This is a genomic window from Halobacillus faecis, assembly GCF_007991335.1.
GTDB classification, from domain to species: Bacteria; Bacillota; Bacilli; order Bacillales; family Halobacillaceae; genus Halobacillus; species Halobacillus faecis.
This window is the reverse complement of sequence record NZ_BJYD01000006.1, coordinates 188620-206466: the sequence shown is the minus strand read 5'-3', so window position 1 is coordinate 206466 and position 17847 is coordinate 188620. Positions and strand designations below refer to the sequence as shown.

Annotated in this window: 26 protein-coding genes, 1 pseudogene and 1 other annotated feature; of the genes and pseudogenes, 19 read left to right on the top strand and 8 right to left on the bottom strand. The window is 43.7% G+C overall.

Translation table 11 applies throughout. The annotated features are described in order from the left end of the window. Positions 1-165: 165 nt before the first annotated feature. From HFA01_RS04870 to HFA01_RS04860, 3 genes are all read left to right on the top strand, one after another. Positions 166-1032 carry a DUF4097 family beta strand repeat-containing protein gene (locus HFA01_RS04870; RefSeq protein WP_146813789.1) on the top strand — a complete coding sequence of 289 codons (867 nt, stop codon included), beginning with the start codon at positions 166-168 and terminating at the stop codon, positions 1030-1032. An 80-nt stretch (positions 1033-1112) separates the two neighbouring features. After that, entirely contained in the window at positions 1113-2072 is a 960-nt protein-coding gene (locus HFA01_RS04865) for a DUF2268 domain-containing putative Zn-dependent protease (RefSeq protein WP_146813787.1), read from the top strand. A gap of 202 nt (positions 2073-2274) precedes the next feature. Further along, positions 2275-2826, top strand: a complete 552-nt coding sequence (locus HFA01_RS04860) for a 2'-5' RNA ligase family protein (protein WP_146813784.1) — start codon at positions 2275-2277, stop codon at positions 2824-2826. A 204-nt stretch (positions 2827-3030) separates the two neighbouring features. On the opposite strand, the gene HFA01_RS04855 is transcribed toward HFA01_RS04860, so the two are convergent. Continuing rightward, positions 3031-3465 carry a PH domain-containing protein gene (locus HFA01_RS04855; RefSeq protein WP_167506163.1) on the bottom strand — a complete coding sequence of 145 codons (435 nt, stop codon included), beginning with the start codon at positions 3463-3465 and terminating at the stop codon, positions 3031-3033. A gap of 52 nt (positions 3466-3517) precedes the next feature. Between HFA01_RS04855 and HFA01_RS19145 the strand changes: the two genes are divergently transcribed. The 6 genes and pseudogenes from HFA01_RS19145 to HFA01_RS04835 all read left to right on the top strand — a co-directional run bounded on the left by HFA01_RS19145 (position 3518) and on the right by HFA01_RS04835 (position 5933). Then, entirely contained in the window at positions 3518-3649 is a 132-nt protein-coding gene (locus HFA01_RS19145; RefSeq protein WP_281290447.1) for a hypothetical protein, read from the top strand. A gap of 301 nt (positions 3650-3950) precedes the next feature. After that, a complete protein-coding gene (locus tag HFA01_RS04850) occupies positions 3951-4211 on the top strand; it encodes a hypothetical protein (RefSeq protein ID WP_146813780.1) in 261 nt (86 codons plus the stop codon). Positions 4212-4225: 14 nt separating this feature from the next. Further along, entirely contained in the window at positions 4226-4693 is a 468-nt protein-coding gene (locus HFA01_RS04845; RefSeq protein WP_146813778.1) for an NUDIX hydrolase, read from the top strand. Positions 4694-4820: 127 nt separating this feature from the next. Next, positions 4821-5312: a beta clamp domain-containing protein gene (locus HFA01_RS04840; RefSeq protein WP_146813776.1), complete on the top strand. Its 492-nt coding sequence runs from the start codon at positions 4821-4823 to the stop codon at positions 5310-5312. Between the two features lie 15 nt (positions 5313-5327). Then, positions 5328-5537, top strand: a pseudogene (locus HFA01_RS19140) (DNA polymerase III subunit beta family protein); the annotation flags it as partial. Beyond that, positions 5511-5933: a DNA polymerase III subunit beta gene (locus tag HFA01_RS04835; RefSeq protein WP_281290455.1), complete on the top strand. Its 423-nt coding sequence runs from the start codon at positions 5511-5513 to the stop codon at positions 5931-5933. The pseudogene HFA01_RS19140 and the gene HFA01_RS04835, both read left to right, overlap by 27 nt. 45 nt (positions 5934-5978) lie before the next feature. On the opposite strand, the gene HFA01_RS04830 is transcribed toward HFA01_RS04835, so the two are convergent. Together HFA01_RS04830 and HFA01_RS04825 are read right to left on the bottom strand one after the other, a co-directional pair. Continuing rightward, the gene (locus HFA01_RS04830; protein ID WP_146813772.1) at positions 5979-6419 is read right to left on the bottom strand and encodes a hypothetical protein; all 441 of its coding nucleotides are present in this window, start codon (positions 6417-6419) and stop codon (positions 5979-5981) included. A gap of 127 nt (positions 6420-6546) precedes the next feature. Next, complete coding sequence (locus tag HFA01_RS04825) at positions 6547-7479, bottom strand: oxidoreductase (protein ID WP_146813770.1); 933 nt, start codon at positions 7477-7479, stop codon at positions 6547-6549. 200 nt (positions 7480-7679) lie between these two features. On the opposite strand from HFA01_RS04825, the gene HFA01_RS04820 reads away from it, so the two are divergent. The 3 genes from HFA01_RS04820 to HFA01_RS04810 all read left to right on the top strand — a co-directional run bounded on the left by HFA01_RS04820 (position 7680) and on the right by HFA01_RS04810 (position 8758). Beyond that, the gene (locus HFA01_RS04820; RefSeq protein ID WP_146813768.1) at positions 7680-7874 is read left to right on the top strand and encodes a hypothetical protein; all 195 of its coding nucleotides are present in this window, start codon (positions 7680-7682) and stop codon (positions 7872-7874) included. Next, entirely contained in the window at positions 7871-8413 is a 543-nt protein-coding gene (locus tag HFA01_RS04815; RefSeq protein WP_146813766.1) for a GNAT family N-acetyltransferase, read from the top strand. Before HFA01_RS04820 ends, HFA01_RS04815 begins: the two co-directional genes overlap by 4 nt. Positions 8414-8530: 117 nt before the next feature. Continuing rightward, positions 8531-8758 carry a hypothetical protein gene (locus HFA01_RS04810; protein WP_146813764.1) on the top strand — a complete coding sequence of 76 codons (228 nt, stop codon included), beginning with the start codon at positions 8531-8533 and terminating at the stop codon, positions 8756-8758. Positions 8759-8949: 191 nt separating this feature from the next. On the opposite strand, the gene HFA01_RS04805 is transcribed toward HFA01_RS04810, so the two are convergent. Then, positions 8950-9675: an alpha/beta hydrolase gene (locus tag HFA01_RS04805; protein ID WP_146813762.1), complete on the bottom strand. Its 726-nt coding sequence runs from the start codon at positions 9673-9675 to the stop codon at positions 8950-8952. A 559-nt stretch (positions 9676-10234) separates the two neighbouring features. Between HFA01_RS04805 and HFA01_RS18810 the strand changes: the two genes are divergently transcribed. The 5 genes from HFA01_RS18810 to HFA01_RS04785 all read left to right on the top strand — a co-directional run bounded on the left by HFA01_RS18810 (position 10235) and on the right by HFA01_RS04785 (position 14084). After that, positions 10235-10381: a hypothetical protein gene (locus HFA01_RS18810; protein WP_167506161.1), complete on the top strand. Its 147-nt coding sequence runs from the start codon at positions 10235-10237 to the stop codon at positions 10379-10381. Between the two features lie 118 nt (positions 10382-10499). After that, positions 10500-11126, top strand: coding sequence for an FMN-dependent NADH-azoreductase (locus tag HFA01_RS04800; RefSeq protein WP_146813760.1), 627 nt, complete (start codon positions 10500-10502; stop codon positions 11124-11126). Between the two features lie 166 nt (positions 11127-11292). Then, positions 11293-11517: a binding site (T-box leader), on the top strand. Positions 11518-11560: 43 nt separating this feature from the next. Continuing rightward, positions 11561-12802 carry a tyrosine--tRNA ligase gene (tyrS, locus tag HFA01_RS04795; RefSeq protein ID WP_146813758.1) on the top strand — a complete coding sequence of 414 codons (1242 nt, stop codon included), beginning with the start codon at positions 11561-11563 and terminating at the stop codon, positions 12800-12802. Positions 12803-12825: 23 nt separating this feature from the next. After that, positions 12826-13449, top strand: coding sequence for a nucleotidyltransferase domain-containing protein (locus tag HFA01_RS04790; protein WP_146813756.1), 624 nt, complete (start codon positions 12826-12828; stop codon positions 13447-13449). Positions 13450-13613: 164 nt separating this feature from the next. Further along, entirely contained in the window at positions 13614-14084 is a 471-nt protein-coding gene (locus HFA01_RS04785; RefSeq protein WP_146813754.1) for a tetratricopeptide repeat protein, read from the top strand. Positions 14085-14090: 6 nt separating this feature from the next. On the opposite strand, the gene HFA01_RS04780 is transcribed toward HFA01_RS04785, so the two are convergent. The 3 genes from HFA01_RS04780 to HFA01_RS04770 all read right to left on the bottom strand — a co-directional run bounded on the left by HFA01_RS04780 (position 14091) and on the right by HFA01_RS04770 (position 15847). Further along, positions 14091-14882 (bottom strand): cytochrome c oxidase assembly protein, encoded by a 792-nt coding sequence (locus HFA01_RS04780; protein WP_146813752.1) that lies wholly within the window; start codon positions 14880-14882, stop codon positions 14091-14093. Further along, positions 14875-15354 carry a DUF2243 domain-containing protein gene (locus HFA01_RS04775; RefSeq protein ID WP_146813749.1) on the bottom strand — a complete coding sequence of 160 codons (480 nt, stop codon included), beginning with the start codon at positions 15352-15354 and terminating at the stop codon, positions 14875-14877. Before HFA01_RS04775 ends, HFA01_RS04780 begins: the two co-directional genes overlap by 8 nt. Positions 15355-15463: 109 nt before the next feature. Further along, complete coding sequence (locus HFA01_RS04770; protein WP_146813747.1) at positions 15464-15847, bottom strand: nuclear transport factor 2 family protein; 384 nt, start codon at positions 15845-15847, stop codon at positions 15464-15466. 275 nt (positions 15848-16122) lie between these two features. Between HFA01_RS04770 and HFA01_RS04765 the strand changes: the two genes are divergently transcribed. Together HFA01_RS04765 and HFA01_RS04760 are read left to right on the top strand one after the other, a co-directional pair. Then, positions 16123-16998, top strand: coding sequence for an aminoglycoside 6-adenylyltransferase (locus HFA01_RS04765; RefSeq protein WP_146813745.1), 876 nt, complete (start codon positions 16123-16125; stop codon positions 16996-16998). A 50-nt stretch (positions 16999-17048) separates the two neighbouring features. Further along, positions 17049-17432, top strand: a complete 384-nt coding sequence (locus HFA01_RS04760; protein WP_146813743.1) for a hypothetical protein — start codon at positions 17049-17051, stop codon at positions 17430-17432. A 115-nt stretch (positions 17433-17547) separates the two neighbouring features. Here HFA01_RS04760 and HFA01_RS04755 read toward each other — a convergent pair whose 3' ends face one another. After that, on the bottom strand, positions 17548-17847 hold the full coding sequence (locus HFA01_RS04755; protein ID WP_146813741.1) for a DMT family transporter: 300 nt from the start codon (positions 17845-17847) through the stop codon (positions 17548-17550).

The window sequence follows — 17847 nt, the reverse complement described above, 5'->3', positions numbered from 1 at the left end:
ACGAGTGGAGGACGTTAATACCAAACACATATAGAGAACGATAAAATTCGAATCCCTGGTCATTATGGACCAGGGATTTTTACTATTGTTAGGAGGTAATTGGAAAGTTTTGTCGAATTTTTAGGGGAGGCTGAAGTCATAAGAAAGATAAAGGAGTTATGGATTATGGAACTTATACTAATCTTGATCATAGCGATGGTCGGTATAACACTTCTCTACCAACGATCGAATGGAGAAAAGACCTATCATCTACATAAGCAGGAAAAATTTGCGGGTGAAATTAAGAATCTACAGGTCGAATCGACGTCTGTGGATGTGGAAGTGGTGAAGGTGGACCGTGAGGGGTGGAGTGTGACCTTATCCGGAACCATCTATGAAAAAGACAAGGAGCACTTTACTCTTTCCCATGATCGACAGGGGGGGAACTTGACCTTGAGAGTGAATGAGGAAAAGACTCGGTTCGGCATTCAAATGCGGAAAAATATGAAACTATTCATCGAAGTTCCAGCGGAAACCCTTGGTTCTTTCATGATAGAAACGTCCTCGGCTGACATCGATGTCGAAGGTTTAAGAATCAACCATTCTACGCTTACCTCAAGTTCGGGGGATGTGACCATGGCGGATGTCGTTCAAGAGAACTTGCAAATCCAAACGTCCAGTGGTGATGTTTTACTGAAAAGGGTACAGAGCGGGAACTCAGACATTCATACAAGCAGCGGGGAATTGTTTGGGGAGAAGTTTAATTACGGGACAGGTGTGTTCGGATCCTCGTCTGGAGAAATTCGCATCCAGGCAGCAAAGATGCTGGGAGATGTGAGAGCTTCTACTTCAAGCGGGGATATCCGCTTATTCTATGAAGAAGAACCGGCCTCTTGTAAACTCGATTATCTATCAAATTCGGGAGAAGCAGAGATTAACTGGACATGTCTTGACTATGAAGTGAAAAAGGACAATGAAGTGCGGGGGACAAAAGCGGATGGCGAGTACCATCTAACGGCTGAGACAAGTTCAGGTGATTTGAAGGTCGGATAGGAATCACGCTTCAGTCACAACTTTCCTGTCATCCTGTTCTAGGCGGCATCATTTCTACAGGAGAAACGGAGGAAGCTTGAATGAATAAGATGACCACCATAAGGATATTTATGACCGGGCTGGTTGTTTGGCTGGGGGTCCTTGCTGGTTGTTCTGTCGAGGAAAAAGCGGACGTGGAAGAAGATCCGAAGTTTTTTTCCTACAAAGACCAGGATTTTGAAATCATTACATATGAAGAAGAGTACGGCGATTATTTAGAGGCAATGGATACGTGTGATTTAAAGGATGTCTATCATTCCACGGTGCTAGAATCATTCCGCACTCAGGCATTCGGAGAAAACGAAGGGTATTCGCTCGTCAGCGCGGAGGACTGGCATTTCATACCTCCTGATAATAAAAGTTCCCTGGAGAAGACGTTGGTGTATTTAGAGCAGGAAGAGGCTATGATTCTGGAAACCATTCAAAAGGCAATCCGAAATTCTGTAGATCTGCTTCCAGGTGGGGATAAGGATATCCATGTCTTTCCCACCAACCCGGACAATACGTTCGGTATGGGTCGTGTCGATGACCTATCTGGAGTGACCTGGAATGAAGAGTTCATGTTGATTACGATAGGGCGTAATTTTTCTGAAGTAGAATTGAAACAGCTGATTGCACATGAATACCACCATACGGTTTATAACGAAAGGAATGAACCGCGTTATACGCTTCGGGAGAATGCAGTAGTCGAAGGGAAAGCAGAGTTTTTTGCAAATCAAGTCTATCCAGAAGGGGAGAGTTCTTTTACGGAGCCATTGCGGGGGAGGTATAAATCAGAAACCGTGGACCTTTTTCTTGAATATGCGGATTCTGAAGACCCGCGGATCATTGGCGACTTTTTTTATGGTTACCCAGAACAGGATATTGCGCCAAGGGCTGTTTATCGAATTGGTTATCAAATTATGGAAAAGTTTATGGAAAAGCACCCGGACATGCCGGTAGAAGAGTGGACGAATCTATCATCTGAAAAGGTGGTTGAAGGAAGCGGGATTGGTGGGTGAAGAGGATAAGTCATGTTTTTCTGTTTTCCAATCTATGAAACTTCCGGGCCACTTCATCGTAATAAAGATAAGGAGGTGGGGACGATGACACGATGCAAATGTTGTGAGCAGTCTTTTAGGTTTAAGTCTGTTTATCACGGGCTTGATGGGATCTTCGTTTGTGACGAGATATAAATACGTACCTGAGTAGGGAGAGAGAAACATGCAGCATTTCATTGGAGTGGTCCCACCGGAAGATTTCAAAGCGAAAGTCATCCACTTTCAAAAAAAGTGGAGCGGAAATACGATCACAGAAGTTGTCGAACCTCATATCACGTTAAAGGCTCAAGGAGGTCTGACCCCTGACAGGAAATGGTTGGACCAAGTAAAAGAAGCGTGCTGGAGAACCAATCCTTTTCGTGTCCAATTAGGAGGACCCGCTTTTTTTGGAGAAGACGTGCTTTATTTGAGTATTCGTTCAGAAAAAATCTATGACTTACATAAACAAATGGTCCAAATCGCTGAACCCACTTCAAAGCAGGTGGATGATTATTTTGAGCTGAAACATTTCGTCCCTCATTTGACGCTCGCAAAGACGACATATGGTTTATCTAAAGAAGACCTGGTCGATATGGCTGAGGCCGGAGACAAGGAGTTTCGTCCTTTCCCAGCGTTTGAGGTGGACCAGGTCAGAGTTTATAAAGAAGGTCGTGCGAATACATATACGAAGCTGGAAGATCTACCATTGGGAAGCATCCCACGTATGCAGTCATGAAAATATGAATAATAGATCAATTGTCCACCCATATCAAACATTCTATATTCCAGGAAGCGTCTGTCCATAAGCAGGCAGGGCCTTGTGCTTCACTAGTTTATCACGGGAAAGTTTTTAGGCCCGTGAAAAGTCAATGTTCTGTGGAGGACGTCTACCTGCGAGCCACCTTATCCAATTAGGAAAGAAACGTGTGACTTCAGTTTCTCAGTGCCGGATGATTTCTATTTGAGGGTTCTTTTCTAATAGCGCATGTACAAACCTTTGTTCATCCTGTGGGGAGATGAACGTGGACTTGTAATCTCCATAAAAGATCTCCAGTTTTTCTAAAGACAAAGCGGGTGAAGACATCAGGCTTTTTGTGGTTTTGATTTTTGTGATGTTCATGATGTTTATGCGTTTTCTTAAGGGGCCGGAATGGATGAGAAGTTCTTGATTTTCCACTTTATATCCGGTATGGAACCAGATCCACACTAAAACGCCAATAGTCAGACCTCCTAATACATAACCTAATGGGTCACGGTAAGAAATGAGTTGAAAACCGGTGGGCTCCCCTCCAAAGGCATAGATGAAAACAATAAACAGGACGACGCCCCAGATGGTGATCGTGTGAAAGACGTCTTTTTTTGATGGAAAATACATGGGTACCCCTTCCTTTCTTCTATAGTTACGGAAATAGAAGGTATTACGTTTCATGGAATGGGAATTGTTAGGGGGGGTTAAGCTCCTCGATCATCCTGTAGGTAGAGGTTTTTATCCATCTGAAGTCGTAGAGGAAATCATTCCACTACCTGAGGTGATTATTACGAATAATCGCTATTCTTGATGTATAGGAAAGAAAGAGCGCAATCCTTTTTTACGAGTAATGGTGAAAAGTCGGTGAAGAATTGTAGCGCACGGGCTTAACATCCAGAAACTACGATCCGATAATCAGGGCATATCTTAGTTTTATGGGAGATGATGGAAGCCATAGTGATCTCCTTCTCGTTGAACCAGGCGGTGGATTTTTTCTGATCAGGTTTCTGAGGTTCATCCCCTTGAAGTGGTACTTAAAACATAGGAACCATTATAGTTGATGAACTTGGTCGGCGAACAGTCGATCAAATTTAAATAAGGGGGCGGAAGAGATGCATGGTATTTTAGCGATATGGTTAGATGAAGAAGGTAGGCTTGGAGTCATTGAACGGAAAGATGAACGGTTCGGGTCTTCTTTCCATCCGATTCAGAAGGATGAAAAAACTAAAGAAATGGTGATCATTAATAACCTTTGGTACACCACTTATACAGGTGCTCGTCATTACTTCCGCTTAAATACGAATGAGTATCGTGTAGCCGGACGGATGCAGAAAGTCGACGTGCGAAAGAGCGGATTAAGAGAATCTTCATAAAAAGGGAGACAGCTATGGATTATATTCGTCATTTACGCTCCATGGTCGGCCATGAGAAAGTCTTGATGGTCGTTGCGGGAGCGCTCGTTTTTAATGAAAAGAACGAATTATTATTGCAATTGAGGGCAGATTCGAAAAGTTGGGGCCTTCCTGGTGGTTTTATGGAACTGGATGAGTCCGTTCAAGATACTGCGAGAAGAGAAGTCTATGAGGAAACGGGCTTGGAGTTAAAAGAAATGGACTTCTTCGGTATCTATTCAGGACCTCATAAGCATAAAGTTTTTCCGAATGGAGATCAGGCGGCTATCGTAGAGATTTGTTTTAGTTGCCGCTCCTATGAAGGGGAACTGGTAAAAGAGAACGATGAATCATTGAGTCATCATTTTTTTGATCTTGATGATCTTCCGAAATACATATTTCGTGATCATCAGCAAGTGATCCATGATGTAACGAAAAAACGGATGCCGCCGGTTGTAGGGTAATCATCTAAATAGGATATAAAATAGAGAAGAGCTTTCTATTCAAAAATAGAAAGTTCTTTTTTAGATTAGAAGTACAAACGTATGTTCGTGTAGAATGTAGAGTGTAGAAAGATAGGAGGTTCATGATATGGAATTCCGAATACATAAAGGAAGACTGAAGGATGCTGTGTCTGAAGCAGCCTCTGTCCTTAGTAAAAAGAGTGTGCTTCCGGTCTTGAATGGTATAAAATTGGAGGTCAGAGAAAGGGAAGTTGTTCTGACCGGAAGTGATGGAGAACTTATGATAAAGAAAGTCATACCTTTTGAAGAAGGGTGCGAATCGATTGATATAGGTTCTAGTGTACTACCGGCGGCTTTACTTCAGGATTTAGTAAAGAAAATGCCCGGACCTGTTCACATGAAAAAAGCCGCCGGTTGTATGCTGATCGAATCTGAGGAAGTCAAGTCTTCTTTAAGCGCACTCTCTACCGATGAATACCTCGACATGGCGGAATTCGAATCGACAGGAGCCATTTTTATGAACGGGGAGGACTTGGTAGAGATCGTTCGCCAAACACTTTTCGCAGCAGCAAAAGAGGGTAGTCGTCCCGTGCTTACGGGGGTTCACCTCGACTTTTAAACTAATCTTGTCCAAGCTTCAGCCACAGACTCTCATCGGTTAGCTTTTGTTAAGAAAAAATTGAGCAGTGAGAAGAGTTATTCGTGTACAGTTCCCGTGAGAACCTTAAAAGAAGTGATAAAAGTCTTTAAGAATACGAAAGGGTCATTGAGGCTATCCATAACCGACCAATTGTTCAAGGTAGAGTCAAACGAAACAATGATCACCTCCAAGTTGCTTGATGGAGCCTATCCTAATGTTGGTGACTTATTGACAGCATCTGCGAAGACGGTTTTGACCTTAGATAAAAATCGGATGCTGGAAAGGGTAGGCAGAGCCGGTTTGTTTGCAGGAAACTTCAGGAACCATCAGGTGAAATTATGCTTGATGGAAGGGAAGCAGTTGAACATCTCCTCCTTTTTACCCGAAGTAGGAAATATCGAAGAAAACATTCCTCTGAAAGAATTATCAGGTGTAGGAAAGCTGGATGTTCACATCGACAGCATTTTTTTGTTGGAAGCGTTGAAAGTGACAAAAGGGGAAGACGTAAAGCTTTTTTACAAAGGGATGATGAGTCCATTGATTATTCGTAATCTGAGAAACGAAGAACAGGTTCATGTAATTTCTCCTGTCCGGGCATAGAGGTGAATGAATCAAAGACTAGTAGGAAAGGCTCCCGCCTGGTATTCAAAATAAAACGTTATGAAAAGCTTTGTTCAAGACCTCGATATAGTGAACCCAAATAAAGACCGCAACGACTATGACCACTCCATTCGTGCATAGTGTCCAAGAAAGGTATTTCTTCTTCTTTGGATGATCCCCCATCCATTTTTCACTGAAAAGAAGAAAATAAGAGGCGATGAAAAACGGAGCGATCAGTATTCCTGCAAGGAACCAACGGTTAAATTGACTCATATAAGAGCCTAAAACAGATAGGCTTGCCTGTTCCTTGCTTACATCAGAGTTGATGATTGGATTTGGTCCGCTCAAACCTTCATACATAACTAATTGATTCTGCTCATTAACTTCATATTTCAAAAATTCAAAGTCCATCGCCAGTCCATAGATGGTAAGTATGGATAGGAGACTGATCGTAAAAGCTAGACCCCACATCTTTTTCTTGGACATCGTCATGCTCCTCGCCGTGGTTTTATAGCTTTTATTATTCCAAATAAAGGAATATTATTCAACTACAAGTCTGTATTTATTAAAAAAGCTGAAGAGGATATCCCCCTTCAGCTTTGATTATCTAGGATTATTTAGTGAAAGGATAGGTAACGCCTGTAAGCTCTTCAGATACTTTCCATAATTGATCAGCATCCATGACGTCGTAAGATTTCGTGATTGGAGAAACGGTGACCGGGGCACCTTTCATTTCCCATCTGCCTCCTGGACCGAAGTATTCTCCTCCTTGCACTTCAGGGTCTGTCGCTGCTCTTAAACCAGGAAGGGCCCCTTCATGTGCCTCCTGCGTCATCGGTGCAAGCAAACGTCCTAGGATTTTAAATAGGAATTTATCTTCAATGTGCCTCATAAGATTCGTGCTTGCTATGCCGGGGTGGGCGGCGGTTACTGTGATGTCTAAACCATTCTCTTTTACTTTACGTTGGAGTTCTTGAGTGAATAATAAGTTAGCAAGCTTTGACTGGGCATAGGCTTTCATCGGTGTGTAGCCTTTTCCGCCTTCGAACATCAGGTTATCAAAATTCATTTTACCGGATTTGTGAGCATTGCTTGAAATATTGACGATTCTGGCGTTTGGGGTTTTCTTTAACGTTTCAAACAAATGTCCAGTTAAAGCGAAGTGACCGAGGTGATTAATTCCCAACTGTTGTTCAAAACCATCTTTGGTCTTTCCGTAGGGTGTCGTCATGACACCAGCATTGTTAAGCAGTAAATCCAGCCGATCATATTTCTCCTTGTAGGCTTCTGCGAACGACTTGACTGATTCCAAATCGCTTAAGTCTAGAGACATGACGTCGATTTCGGCGTTCGGATTTTCCTTTTGTATGGATAAATACGCTTCTTGACCTCGCTCCATAGACCTTGATCCAAGGATGACGGTCGCTCCCCGTTTGGAAAGAACTTTCACAGATTCATATCCTAAACCACTGTTCCCGCCAGTTACAATCACCGTTTGACCTTTCATGGAAGGAATGTCCTCTTTCGTCCACGCTTGTTCTTTCATTTTTATCACTCCTTATGAGTTTTATAGTAAGAAAATTCCGTACGTATGTAAAAAGAATAGCCTTCAGATGAGCATATAAAGAATATCATGGAACCATTCAATGGTCGGAGAAGGTGGTTTAATTGGAAGAAAGTATATGTTTTGAAACCATGGTAAGAGGTATAATTTTCCTAAGGTTATAAGAAAAAAGGAGAGGTTTGATGCTTGCAAACATAATATGGGGATTGATTCTTTTTTTGTTCATTGCCTTTATGATTTTCATGGACAGGAAAAAGACCAAAAAACGCAAAGGGCAGCCTCCCGTTAGGAAAACAGAACAGGAAAAAGAAGTGGAACGCGCAGTGGCGAGAGAAAAAGGCTTTCGTGGGGGACCGGGCGGAGGTGACGGCATGTGATCAACGGGGAATCGATTTATATTAGAGAATTTACAAGACATGATGCTGATCAATTGCTGCATTATGAAAAGAAGAATCGTTCTTTCTTTGAACATTTCTCCATGATGAGAATCGATGATTTTTATACCCTGGAGGGGCAAAACAAACGATTGGAAACTCTTCATAAAGAAAAAGAGGGGGACAACGGTTACTTTTTCGGTATATTCCAAAAAGGTACAGATCAGCTGATCGGAACGGTCAATCTTTTTCAAGTCCACCGAGGGTCATTGCAAAGTGCGTTCATCGGGTATTTTCTCGATCAGGATTTCAATGGGAGAGGTTATACGACAGAGGCTGTCAGACTTCTTGTTGCCTATGCTTTTAAACACCTCCAATTACATAGGATTGAAGCAGGAGTTATGCCTCACAACATAGCATCCATTCGTGTGCTTGAGAAAGTGGGTTTTCACAAAGAAGGAATAGCAAAGAAGAATGTAAAGATCAATGGAAGGTGGGAAGACCATCAAGTCCTTGCGATTATTAACCCGGAGGATGCATAGAGTTTGACTCGATGGAAGTATGCAAACACACTGCACCTTTCATCAAAAAAGAAAAGGATTGAAACTTTTCGTGATGGTTTTACGTACTTGTAATAAACGAAAAGGAGGGTTTCGCACATGTGGGGGTTTCTCGCACTTGTCGGTTTGTTGGTCGTGCCGCTTTTGTATGGGTTCTTGCGCGACGCTTTCGGATGGAACAGGAACAAATTCTACGGAGATGAAATGAATAAACAAAAACGGAATTCTGTTGAAAAACGTTATGATCAAGCAGAAATTCAGAAGGACAAAGTTCGTCAACACTCTAGAAATCAAGGGAACCACGGAGGTTTCGGAGGCTTTCATTGATGAAAAGTCAGCACTCATGCTGGCTTTTTTTATAGCAATAATTGGGAGAGGTGTACATACATAAGGAGGATAAATGGGGAGATATTTGAGCACAAGGCTGTCGTTTGGGGAATTGGCTTCAAACTCCCGGGTTCGCGTTAAATAAATTGGAAAGACCGTAACTTTATAGGAAGCTCCGGTCTTTTCTCCTGTCAGGATTGATTTTCGATCCACTCGTGTATGGTACGAATGATAATCTCTTGTTGCGTCTTAGCAGGGATTTCAGCGGGCTGATCCCCTTTTTGTGGCCCATACATACCGAATTGGGCATGGTTGCCCCCCTCGATTTTATAAAGAGTCGTATCCGTCGAAAGCAAGGACTTGGTTTCCTCTATTTTTGATTCTGTCGTTAACCCATCATTCTCAGCATAAATGGATAAAATCGGAGTGTCCGTTTTGGCAAAGCTGCTCCCTTCCGTCGGATAAGAAGCAAAGAGAATTAAACCATCCGTTTCATCCGGATGTTCTTTTACAAAAGAGGCAGCCGCAACCCCGCCAAGGGAATGGCCTCCTACATACCATTCTTCGACCTCAGCGTATCGGTCCATCAGTTCCTGCGCTTTATTCGAGTTAAGGATGGGTAAGTTCAACGTCATCTCTGGAATCCCTATGACGTATCCGTTGCTCGCCAGTTGTTGAGCCAGGTAGCTGTAGGCAGCTGGTTCGACCTTTGCTCCAGGGTAAAGGATGATTCCTTTTGTAGCGTTGTCTTCGGGCTCATGGATCACCCACCCGTCTTTTTGATGGGTGTCTTCGACAAGACGATTCATTTCTTCAGTCGGGTTATAGGTTTGCTGAGTCCAGATAAGGAAGCTGAGGATTCCAACACTGATCAGGGCAAGGAGACCGAACAATAAATACTTGAGCCACTTTTTCATTTACCTGACCACCTTCTTTTCGTTAAAAGACTTATGTAAGAAAATTATAATAAGGGGATCGCCCTATAGCAATGGTTTTGCCCTAGTGATACAGATATAGTAAAAAGTATCACTGGTTCATGAGAGCAAAGCGGCAATTTGAGGTAATCCTGTTTGGGTTGAGCAAATTGACTAAAAAGACTTTTTTTATGTACATCATCACTTCCACATCGATCCGAAGTTACACCTGTTTATAGATACTCACTTGTGTCTATGCCACACCCTATGTTCTAGAAAAGTGTTTCCTGATCGGATGTTTGATCGTATCTTCCATTCCATGATGAAAAAGCAAAATGGATAAAATTGGTTCTTTATAGATGGATCAGTAAGACGATAAAAAAGGATGGGACATGACTGTATCATCCTTTTTTCATTTGATTAGGATAAGAAAAAGGGGTTCTTGCAACAAGCTCGAAGTCTTACATAGAGAAATTTAGCAAAGAGCATCTTTTCATAACCCGGGAATATTCGCTTTTTAAAAGCGGAAACTATTGAACAAAGCACGAAAGGAGGCGACAATATGGAAAACACACCCTTTCACTACGATGGACGATCCGCTTTAAATCAAGAGGGAGTCCCGCACGAGGAGTTTACCATCACAGATGAAGCAAGAAAGAACATAGCAGCTAATCCTTACGTTCATGAGGTTTCAGCTGAACAGGAATAACAGCTATTAGTAAGGATTCATCCTAATCAGGATGGATTCTTTTTTTTATGTATTTGATTAGTAAAATGGGTCGTTTTTATCCAAACTATACTATCTTGAATCGAAAGGTAGGATATGTATGGCAAAGGTTTTATATATTACCGCCCATCCTCACGACGAGACCGCCTCGTACAGCATGAGGGTAGGGAAGGCATTTATTGACACATACAAAGAAATGAATGCAGGGGATGAGATCATTCACATCGACTTGTACAGAGAAGACATTCCTCATATTGATGCTGATATCTTCAGTGGGTGGGGAAAACTGCAGTCCGGCGATGAACTTTCTGAAGAAGAAAAAAGGAAAGTCGAGCGATTGGGAGAGCTGAGTGATCAATTCATCTCCGCAGACAAGTACGTCTTCGTCACCCCGATGTGGAACTTCTCTTTCCCTCCTGTGATGAAGGCTTATATCGACTCTGTGGCCGTAGCGGGCAAAGCATTTAAATATACAGAGCAAGGTCCCATTGGTTTGCTCACCGATAAAAAAGCCTTCCACATCCAGGCTTGCGGGGGAATTTATTCGGAAGGACCGGCAGCAGGTATGGAGATGGGGCATCGGTATTTGAACATCGTCATGCAGTTTTTCGGCGTCCCGTCCTTCGATGGTATTTTTGTTGAAGGACATGCAGCGAATCCGGATCAAGCGGATGAGATTAGAGAACATGCCATAGCTAGAGCAAAGGATGCAGCTCAGACGTTTTAAGTTTCTACTTTCACTTGCCTGTAGGTTTTTTGTTTGCCTTTGGTTCCTATGGGTGGAGTGGATGACTGATAACATTTACCACATAAAAAAGGTCAAAATATAAAAGATTCAGAAAAAAACGTTGACATCTTCTTCCTTACCGCGTAACATAATCCTAACTTTAATACCTACGGCAATGACAGAAATAAGTAGTGAAGAGATCCCTGTTTTCAGAGAGTCGACGGTTGCTGCGAGTCGATACACATCTCATCATGAATTACCTTCTGGAGCTTCTTTTACGAAAACTCACGTGAGTAGTGGAAGACGGTAAATCCGTTATCTTTTTGAGGGGAGGATGAAGCGATTCATCTTCAACTTGGGTGGTAACGCGTGATGAAGACACGTCCCATGATGGGGCGTGTTTTTTTTGTATTCTAAAACAGGGGGGCTGTAAGATGAATGAACAATGGAATGACTTACAAAAAAAAGAATTTGAAAAGCAATGGGAGGTTCTATCTTATGGTGTATCCTCCATCATTCCAGAAGAAGAATTCAAAGGAAAGATCGCAAAGTCGATCAAAAATGAGCAGCCTCTAAAAGTGAAGCTGGGTCTCGATCCGACGGCACCTGATGTCCACCTCGGTCATACGGTCGTTTTGAATAAGCTGAAACAGTTCCAGGAATTCGGGCACACGATTCAGCTGATCATCGGTGATTTCACAGGTAAAATCGGGGATCCGACGGGGAAGGCGACCGCTCGGACCGCTTTGACAGATGAGGAAGTGGAGCACAATGCCAAGACCTACTTCGAGCAGTTCGGCAAAGTGATTGATATGGAAAAAGTAGAGCTCCATTACAATTCGAAGTGGCTGTCACAAGTAGGATTCTCAGAAGTCTTGAAATTGGCGAGCACAGTGACGGTTGCGAGGATGCTCGAGCGTAATGACTTTCACAACCGGTACAAAGCGAATAAACCGATCCACCTTCACGAGTTTTTCTACCCCGTAATGCAAGGGTACGACTCGTATGCGTTAGAATCAGATATCGAGCTCGGTGGAACCGACCAGGAATTCAATGTGTTGTTTGGCCGTCAGGTGCAGGAGCACTTCGGGAAGGAAAAACAAGTGGTCCTGTTGATGCCGTTAATTGAGGGTCTTGATGGTGTAGAGAAAATGTCGAAGTCAAAAGGCAATTATATTGGAGTGAATGAACGGCCGCAGGACATTTTCGGAAAGACGATGTCGATCCCTGATGCGTTGATCATGAAATATTTTGAACTCGTGTCTCCGTTATCTATTCAAGAAGTGCAGGCAGTGAAACGGAGTCTTGATGAAGGAACGCTTCACCCGAGGGATGCCAAAATGAAGCTTGCCGCTTCCTTTGTTGAAATGCTTCATGGGGGAGAAGCGGCCCGTCTAAGCCGTGAACACTTTACGAATGTTTTTCAAAAGAAAGCGATGCCGGATGAGATCCCTGAAGTGATGTGGGAAAAAGATGAGAAGGTAAACGTTGTCGACCTCGTCAAGGAGCTTGGACTTTTACCATCAAAAAGCGAAGTGAGACGAATGATCAAGAATGGCGGCGTACGGATCAATCAGGAAAAAGTGACGGACCCAAGCCAGATGGTGCAAGGACAGGATGGAACGGTCGTTCAAGTCGGAAAAAGAAAGTTCGTACGATTAAGAAGATCTTCCTGAATAGAGGATAAAGGGGAAATAGAATGATGGATCGTGAACGTTTTTTAGAAAAAGCAACTAGGCATATGAGAGAGAATTACAAGTGCCATACCGTATTCTTGTATGGTTCCTATCAGACGGATGACTACACGGAAGAAAGTGATGTCGATCTGATCGGTTTTTCCGACGAACTGGAAACACAAAACAAAGTGGAAACCTTCAGCGGGAAGCTCCTGGATGTATGGGTTCATAAAACCGAGGAGATGGAACAACCAGCCAACTTTTTGAAAGTCCATCGCGCAGACGTGCTTGTTGATGATCATGAACGAGCGAAACCCTGGATGACTGAAATTGATTCCATCTTCCAGAAAGGTCCGGCATCTATGGAGCCAAAGGAGAAGCAGTTTTTGAAAGATTGGCTGACCAAAATGAAAATTCGCTCTAGAAAAGGTGATCTGGAAGGTCGATATCGATTCCACTGGCTCGTGAAGGAAAGTCTTGAAATTTATTTTGAGATGATCGGACGCTGGTACCTCGGCCCGAAAAAGTCATTGAACTGGTTACGGAAACACGATGAGGAAGGGTACCGGATTTACGATAAGCTGCTGGAAGGTCCAGGAGATCGCAGACGGTTGGATGCCTGGATCGACCACTTGCAGAAGCTGTGAGTCGATCGATGGTAGATCAGACAAAATGGAGATTTAACGGCTGGATGGAAGATATATCAACTGAACTCAGAATATACAAATTCAAATCAAGATAAATCAATTAAAACAAAAATAGCTACAAAATCATGGATCGATCGCAATCAGGAAAATAAGGACGGGATTTTATGAGACAGATTCAAGTTTGGTTGGATGAGGGCGAGGTCGAAAAAGCGAGATTGGAAGCACTCGATCAATTGCAACATGAAGAGAAGAGCGCAGTGTTGAATTACCTGTGTGCATTCTCCCATGATGCACAGGGGATGGAGCGGGAAGCCATCCCGTTTTATGAAAAAGCCATCGAACAAGGAATTCAAGGTGATCGTAGAACTCAGGCCTATATCCAGCTGGGAAGCAGTCTGCGGTGCACGGGAAAGTATCAGGAAGCGAGGGAAGTCCTGGAAAAGGGAGCGCGCGAATTTCCAGGCAATCCCGCGATACAGGTTTTCCATGCCATGGCCTTATACAATTTGGAACAGTCGCCAGAAGCTGTGAAACAACTGCTGGCCGTCCTTGGTTCTCATGCCGATAGCCCCTGGATTAAGAAGTATAGAAAAGCCATATGCTTTTATGCAGGACATTTGGATCAGACCTGGTAGGGCTTTTCATTGACTAGCTGCCAATTTCTTATCCGGTTGAGTGGCTTTGTACCACTGCAAACAGAGGAGGAAAATAAGAACGGCGTCAATGGCATCGCCTCCGTAATACATAAGCATGGACCCTGCCTCTGCCTGGCTTTGACTGACTCCTTCGGGCGGTGAAGCATACAAGAATTTCGACAGAATTCCGTGGCCGGCAAGAGCGATGATGAATACGAGGGTCCGGTAAAGATAGCTGTAGCGATGAGCGACAGGTTCGGTGTAAATCATGGCCATTGTAAAAAGGTAACCGGCTAGGAACACATGCAGATGGACGAGCACATGAATCCATAGACTTTGATGCATCAAGTGATATAAGTCTGTGGTGTAGAGCACCCATAATCCGCCTATGTTGAGAATGGAGGCGGTGACCGGGTGGCTGATGAGACGTACATAAGTACTTCTCAGAAGAAGGGTCAGTTTTTTTGCAGCGGAAACGGGCAGTGTTCTTAGCACAAGGGTGATCGGTGCGGCGAGGACGAGCAGAAGTGGGGCGAGCATACCTAAAAGTAAGTGTCCCATCATATGAGCGCGAAAATCGATGCGCGCCTGGTCAGCGAGCGGGCCGATGACAGCCAATCCTGCGCACAGGACCCCGATGGTCCAGCACACATAACGCCAAGTCGGCCATTTTTGTAAATGAGGAGAACGATTAGAGACGAAGCCCGCTCCTATGTACAAGCCAATGGCTAAGAGGAAAGGGAACGACAAAATCAAGTCAAACAGGAGCCCATTTCCGCCCGCATGCGCCTCATGCATCGGAAGGAGCTCCTTTTTTGCTGGTGCGTTTTAGAAGGAATAGACCTGCAGCAATCATAACGACAGCGGATATGTTCCAGACCAGATCGTAGGGAATCACATTTTCTACATAACGGATCTGGTGCAGCCGCATCAGTTTATGCTGGATGATCCCGTCGTACAACTGGAAGGAGCCTGCCCCAAGCAGAACGCCGCCCCACCAGCGCTTCCATGATAAGCCATTCCTCCTTTTTAAATCGGCCAAAAGAAACAGGCCGCCAATGGTTGCGAACCAGCTGAACGCGTGAAACAAACCGTCGGATATCAGGCCGATGTCCGTGGTGGATTGATCGTAAAAGTGGTGCCATCTTAGCAGTTGGTGGAAAATCGTTTCATCGATAAAAGCAGCCAGGCCGATCCCGAAAAGGACTCCGGACCATAGGTTGCGTTTTGAGGTATGTTTTTGATCTGAATGAAGAGATTTTGAACCCATACAGAAACCTTCCGTCCTTCAAAATTCTTCCTATGTTGTACCCATCACTTGAAAAATACAAACGTACTTGGCTAGAAAAAGGACTTTTGACTGGAAGGGGAAGACATGATCAGAGACCAACCCTTTCTCTATACTCATCTTTATGTAAGTCCGTAATGGTGCCTTGATGAAAATACAATTGCCAGCGCTCATCGATCTTTTTCCAAATCGAACTGCGGAGAGTATTTCTGCTTCTTGTCCGGTCCTCGACATAATACGTGGCGAGGACCGTGTCCTCGGATAGGGGCTGGATTTGATAGTGATGAAGGGTCATCTCAGTCAGGACGACGCCTTGAACTAGGCAGAACTTTTTATCATAAGGAACGCCGGAACTGCCGATTTCCCAGAAGTCCTCCGCCAATATGTGATCAAGCTCTTCTGTGGATTTGCGTGTGTTTACCTGTATGTGGTGGTTCTCCAATTCTTTCAGTTCTTCCTTCAGAGACATAAGCATTCTCCTTTGTGTTAAAATTTTCTATGGGAATATTATACTTTGAGTCTATCACGATGGGATGTAGCAATGCCTGCCTATGTTAAAGAAGATTGGTTTTGAAAATAAGGAAGAAGCACCAATGAAAGGCTTTGGGAATGAAATTTGTTTTTCTCGGTTTTATCATGGATGAGTCTGAAGAAAAGTGTATAGATAGAAATGAAAAGACGAGAGTGGGAGGAACGATACGAAGATTATTTGGATCATAAAGATGGACTGTAAAGGGGAGGGAGCAAAGGATGCGATCAGAAAAGGAAATGATGGATCTACTTTTGACTGTTGCTGAGAAAGATGAACGAATCCGGGCGGTATATATGAATGGGTCACGAACCAATCCCACTTTAGAAGAAGATCTTTTTCAGGATTATGACATTGTCTACGTTGTGACGGAAACGGCTTCTTTTTTGGAAGATGAGGGGTGGGTGGATGCCTTCGGTGAAAGGCTGATGATGCAGGAACCGGATAAAAATGATCAGGGTGCAGATGGGGACTATGCTGACTTTTATGGTTATTTGATGCTCTTTACGGATGGCAACCGGATCGATTTACATATCGAAACCCTTCCGCATATGCAGGAGCACTACGGGGAGGACAAGCTTACGGTAGCTTTGTTGGATAAGGATGGTTGTCTACCTGAGATTCCTGATGCAACAGATGAAGATTATCATGTGCTGAAGCCGACGGAACAGGAATATCTCGCTCGCTGCAACAACTTCTGGTGGTGTCAGCAGAACGTAGCTAAAAGCTTGTGGCGAGATGAGGTTCCTTATGCGCAGTTCATGCTGGAGTGTATCATCCGCAGGGACTTGGATCAGATGGTTTCCTGGTATATTGGGATCCAGACAGATTTTATGGTGTCGACAGGGAAGGTCGGGAATTATCTTAAGAAGCTCCTGCCTGAAAAATATTGGACGATGTATGAAGCGACTTATGCGGACGGAGACCTGGAACATATTTGGGATGCCTTGTTTGCTGCCGGTCATTTATTCCGCACGCTTGCTGGTCATGTAGCGGATGAGTTTTCTTTCACCTATCGAAACGATGAGGATGAAAACATGACGCACTATTTGAAGCAGGTGAGGAAGTTATCTCCATCGGCCGACCGGATTTTTTAAATGGGGATGTGTCCTCGGTGCATATGAATAATGATAAGGGAGGCAATTGCATGAAGTATCTCACGTTTATTTTCTTTTTCATGACCGCGGTGGTACTAACCGGATGTCTAGGGCAGAAAACCTTGTATTTTCAAGAAGAAAGCGAGAATTGGGAGGTCGAATACATCGCGGATGTAAAATCAGAAGACAGTGAATCGACAAGTCTTCACATCACGTATGTAGGGGAAGGTGAAGCTCCGGAAAACATCAACTACACCCTGGATAGTCCTGCAGGTGGTAGAGAAGGTGATTACGTCTTGTTAAATGATGGGATGGTTCAACAAATGGGGAACTTCTGCTCTGGATGTGCGGTGACAAGAAAAGATCACGAGATCCAGGTTACGATTGAATGGGGAGAAAAGGAAGAGACACTGGACTTGGAGTACATAGATTAAGAAGGAAGACTCAGCTGGACAGAGGGGAAGAAAAATGGATGGCATTCTTGAACGAAGAAAAGAGTGCCTTCCATCACTGGAGAGAGAGGGCTTTCATAGGAACCCTTCTCTCCTTTTATTTAATAATCATCACGCCAAGAATAATGAGAATGATAAAGAGGAACTTTCTACGGCTTGCTTTTTCATTGAAAAGTAGGATTCCAAAGATTGTGGTGGCCATAATGGAGACCCCGCTCCAAATGGCATAAGCAATGCCTACTTCGATTGTCTGGACACTCAGCGTGAGGAAATACAGGCATGCTCCGATGAAAACGAAGGCTGTAATGCTGGGGATGACCCGCTGGAAACCGGAGGATAATTTTACGGAAATGTTGCCGATTGTCGCAAATACTAGAGAAAGTATCAAATAACCCAT

What these genes read in the sequence shown, in the direction of transcription:
- HFA01_RS04870 (WP_146813789.1), top strand. Translation starts at nt 166, where the DNA reads ATGGAACTTATACTAATCTTGATCATAGCGATGGTCGGTATAACACTT.
- HFA01_RS04865 (WP_146813787.1), top strand. Translation starts at nt 1,113, where the DNA reads ATGAATAAGATGACCACCATAAGGATATTTATGACCGGGCTGGTTGTT.
- HFA01_RS04860 (WP_146813784.1), top strand. Translation starts at nt 2,275, where the DNA reads ATGCAGCATTTCATTGGAGTGGTCCCACCGGAAGATTTCAAAGCGAAA.
- HFA01_RS04855 (WP_167506163.1), bottom strand. Translation starts at nt 3,465, where the DNA reads ATGTATTTTCCATCAAAAAAAGACGTCTTTCACACGATCACCATCTGG.
- HFA01_RS19145 (WP_281290447.1), top strand. Translation starts at nt 3,518, where the DNA reads ATGGAATGGGAATTGTTAGGGGGGGTTAAGCTCCTCGATCATCCTGTA.
- HFA01_RS04850 (WP_146813780.1), top strand. Translation starts at nt 3,951, where the DNA reads ATGCATGGTATTTTAGCGATATGGTTAGATGAAGAAGGTAGGCTTGGA.
- HFA01_RS04845 (WP_146813778.1), top strand. Translation starts at nt 4,226, where the DNA reads ATGGATTATATTCGTCATTTACGCTCCATGGTCGGCCATGAGAAAGTC.
- HFA01_RS04840 (WP_146813776.1), top strand. Translation starts at nt 4,821, where the DNA reads ATGGAATTCCGAATACATAAAGGAAGACTGAAGGATGCTGTGTCTGAA.
- HFA01_RS04835 (WP_281290455.1), top strand. Translation starts at nt 5,511, where the DNA reads ATGATCACCTCCAAGTTGCTTGATGGAGCCTATCCTAATGTTGGTGAC.
- HFA01_RS04830 (WP_146813772.1), bottom strand. Translation starts at nt 6,419, where the DNA reads ATGTCCAAGAAAAAGATGTGGGGTCTAGCTTTTACGATCAGTCTCCTA.
- HFA01_RS04825 (WP_146813770.1), bottom strand. Translation starts at nt 7,479, where the DNA reads ATGAAAGAACAAGCGTGGACGAAAGAGGACATTCCTTCCATGAAAGGT.
- HFA01_RS04820 (WP_146813768.1), top strand. Translation starts at nt 7,680, where the DNA reads ATGCTTGCAAACATAATATGGGGATTGATTCTTTTTTTGTTCATTGCC.
- HFA01_RS04810 (WP_146813764.1), top strand. Translation starts at nt 8,531, where the DNA reads ATGTGGGGGTTTCTCGCACTTGTCGGTTTGTTGGTCGTGCCGCTTTTG.
- HFA01_RS04805 (WP_146813762.1), bottom strand. Translation starts at nt 9,675, where the DNA reads ATGAAAAAGTGGCTCAAGTATTTATTGTTCGGTCTCCTTGCCCTGATC.
- HFA01_RS18810 (WP_167506161.1), top strand. Translation starts at nt 10,235, where the DNA reads ATGGAAAACACACCCTTTCACTACGATGGACGATCCGCTTTAAATCAA.
- HFA01_RS04800 (WP_146813760.1), top strand. Translation starts at nt 10,500, where the DNA reads ATGGCAAAGGTTTTATATATTACCGCCCATCCTCACGACGAGACCGCC.
- tyrS (WP_146813758.1), top strand. Translation starts at nt 11,561, where the DNA reads ATGAATGAACAATGGAATGACTTACAAAAAAAAGAATTTGAAAAGCAA.
- HFA01_RS04790 (WP_146813756.1), top strand. Translation starts at nt 12,826, where the DNA reads ATGATGGATCGTGAACGTTTTTTAGAAAAAGCAACTAGGCATATGAGA.
- HFA01_RS04785 (WP_146813754.1), top strand. Translation starts at nt 13,614, where the DNA reads ATGAGACAGATTCAAGTTTGGTTGGATGAGGGCGAGGTCGAAAAAGCG.
- HFA01_RS04780 (WP_146813752.1), bottom strand. Translation starts at nt 14,882, where the DNA reads ATGCATGAGGCGCATGCGGGCGGAAATGGGCTCCTGTTTGACTTGATT.
- HFA01_RS04775 (WP_146813749.1), bottom strand. Translation starts at nt 15,354, where the DNA reads ATGGGTTCAAAATCTCTTCATTCAGATCAAAAACATACCTCAAAACGC.
- HFA01_RS04770 (WP_146813747.1), bottom strand. Translation starts at nt 15,847, where the DNA reads ATGCTTATGTCTCTGAAGGAAGAACTGAAAGAATTGGAGAACCACCAC.
- HFA01_RS04765 (WP_146813745.1), top strand. Translation starts at nt 16,123, where the DNA reads ATGCGATCAGAAAAGGAAATGATGGATCTACTTTTGACTGTTGCTGAG.
- HFA01_RS04760 (WP_146813743.1), top strand. Translation starts at nt 17,049, where the DNA reads ATGAAGTATCTCACGTTTATTTTCTTTTTCATGACCGCGGTGGTACTA.
- HFA01_RS04755 (WP_146813741.1), bottom strand. Translation starts at nt 17,847, where the DNA reads ATGGGTTATTTGATACTTTCTCTAGTATTTGCGACAATCGGCAACATT.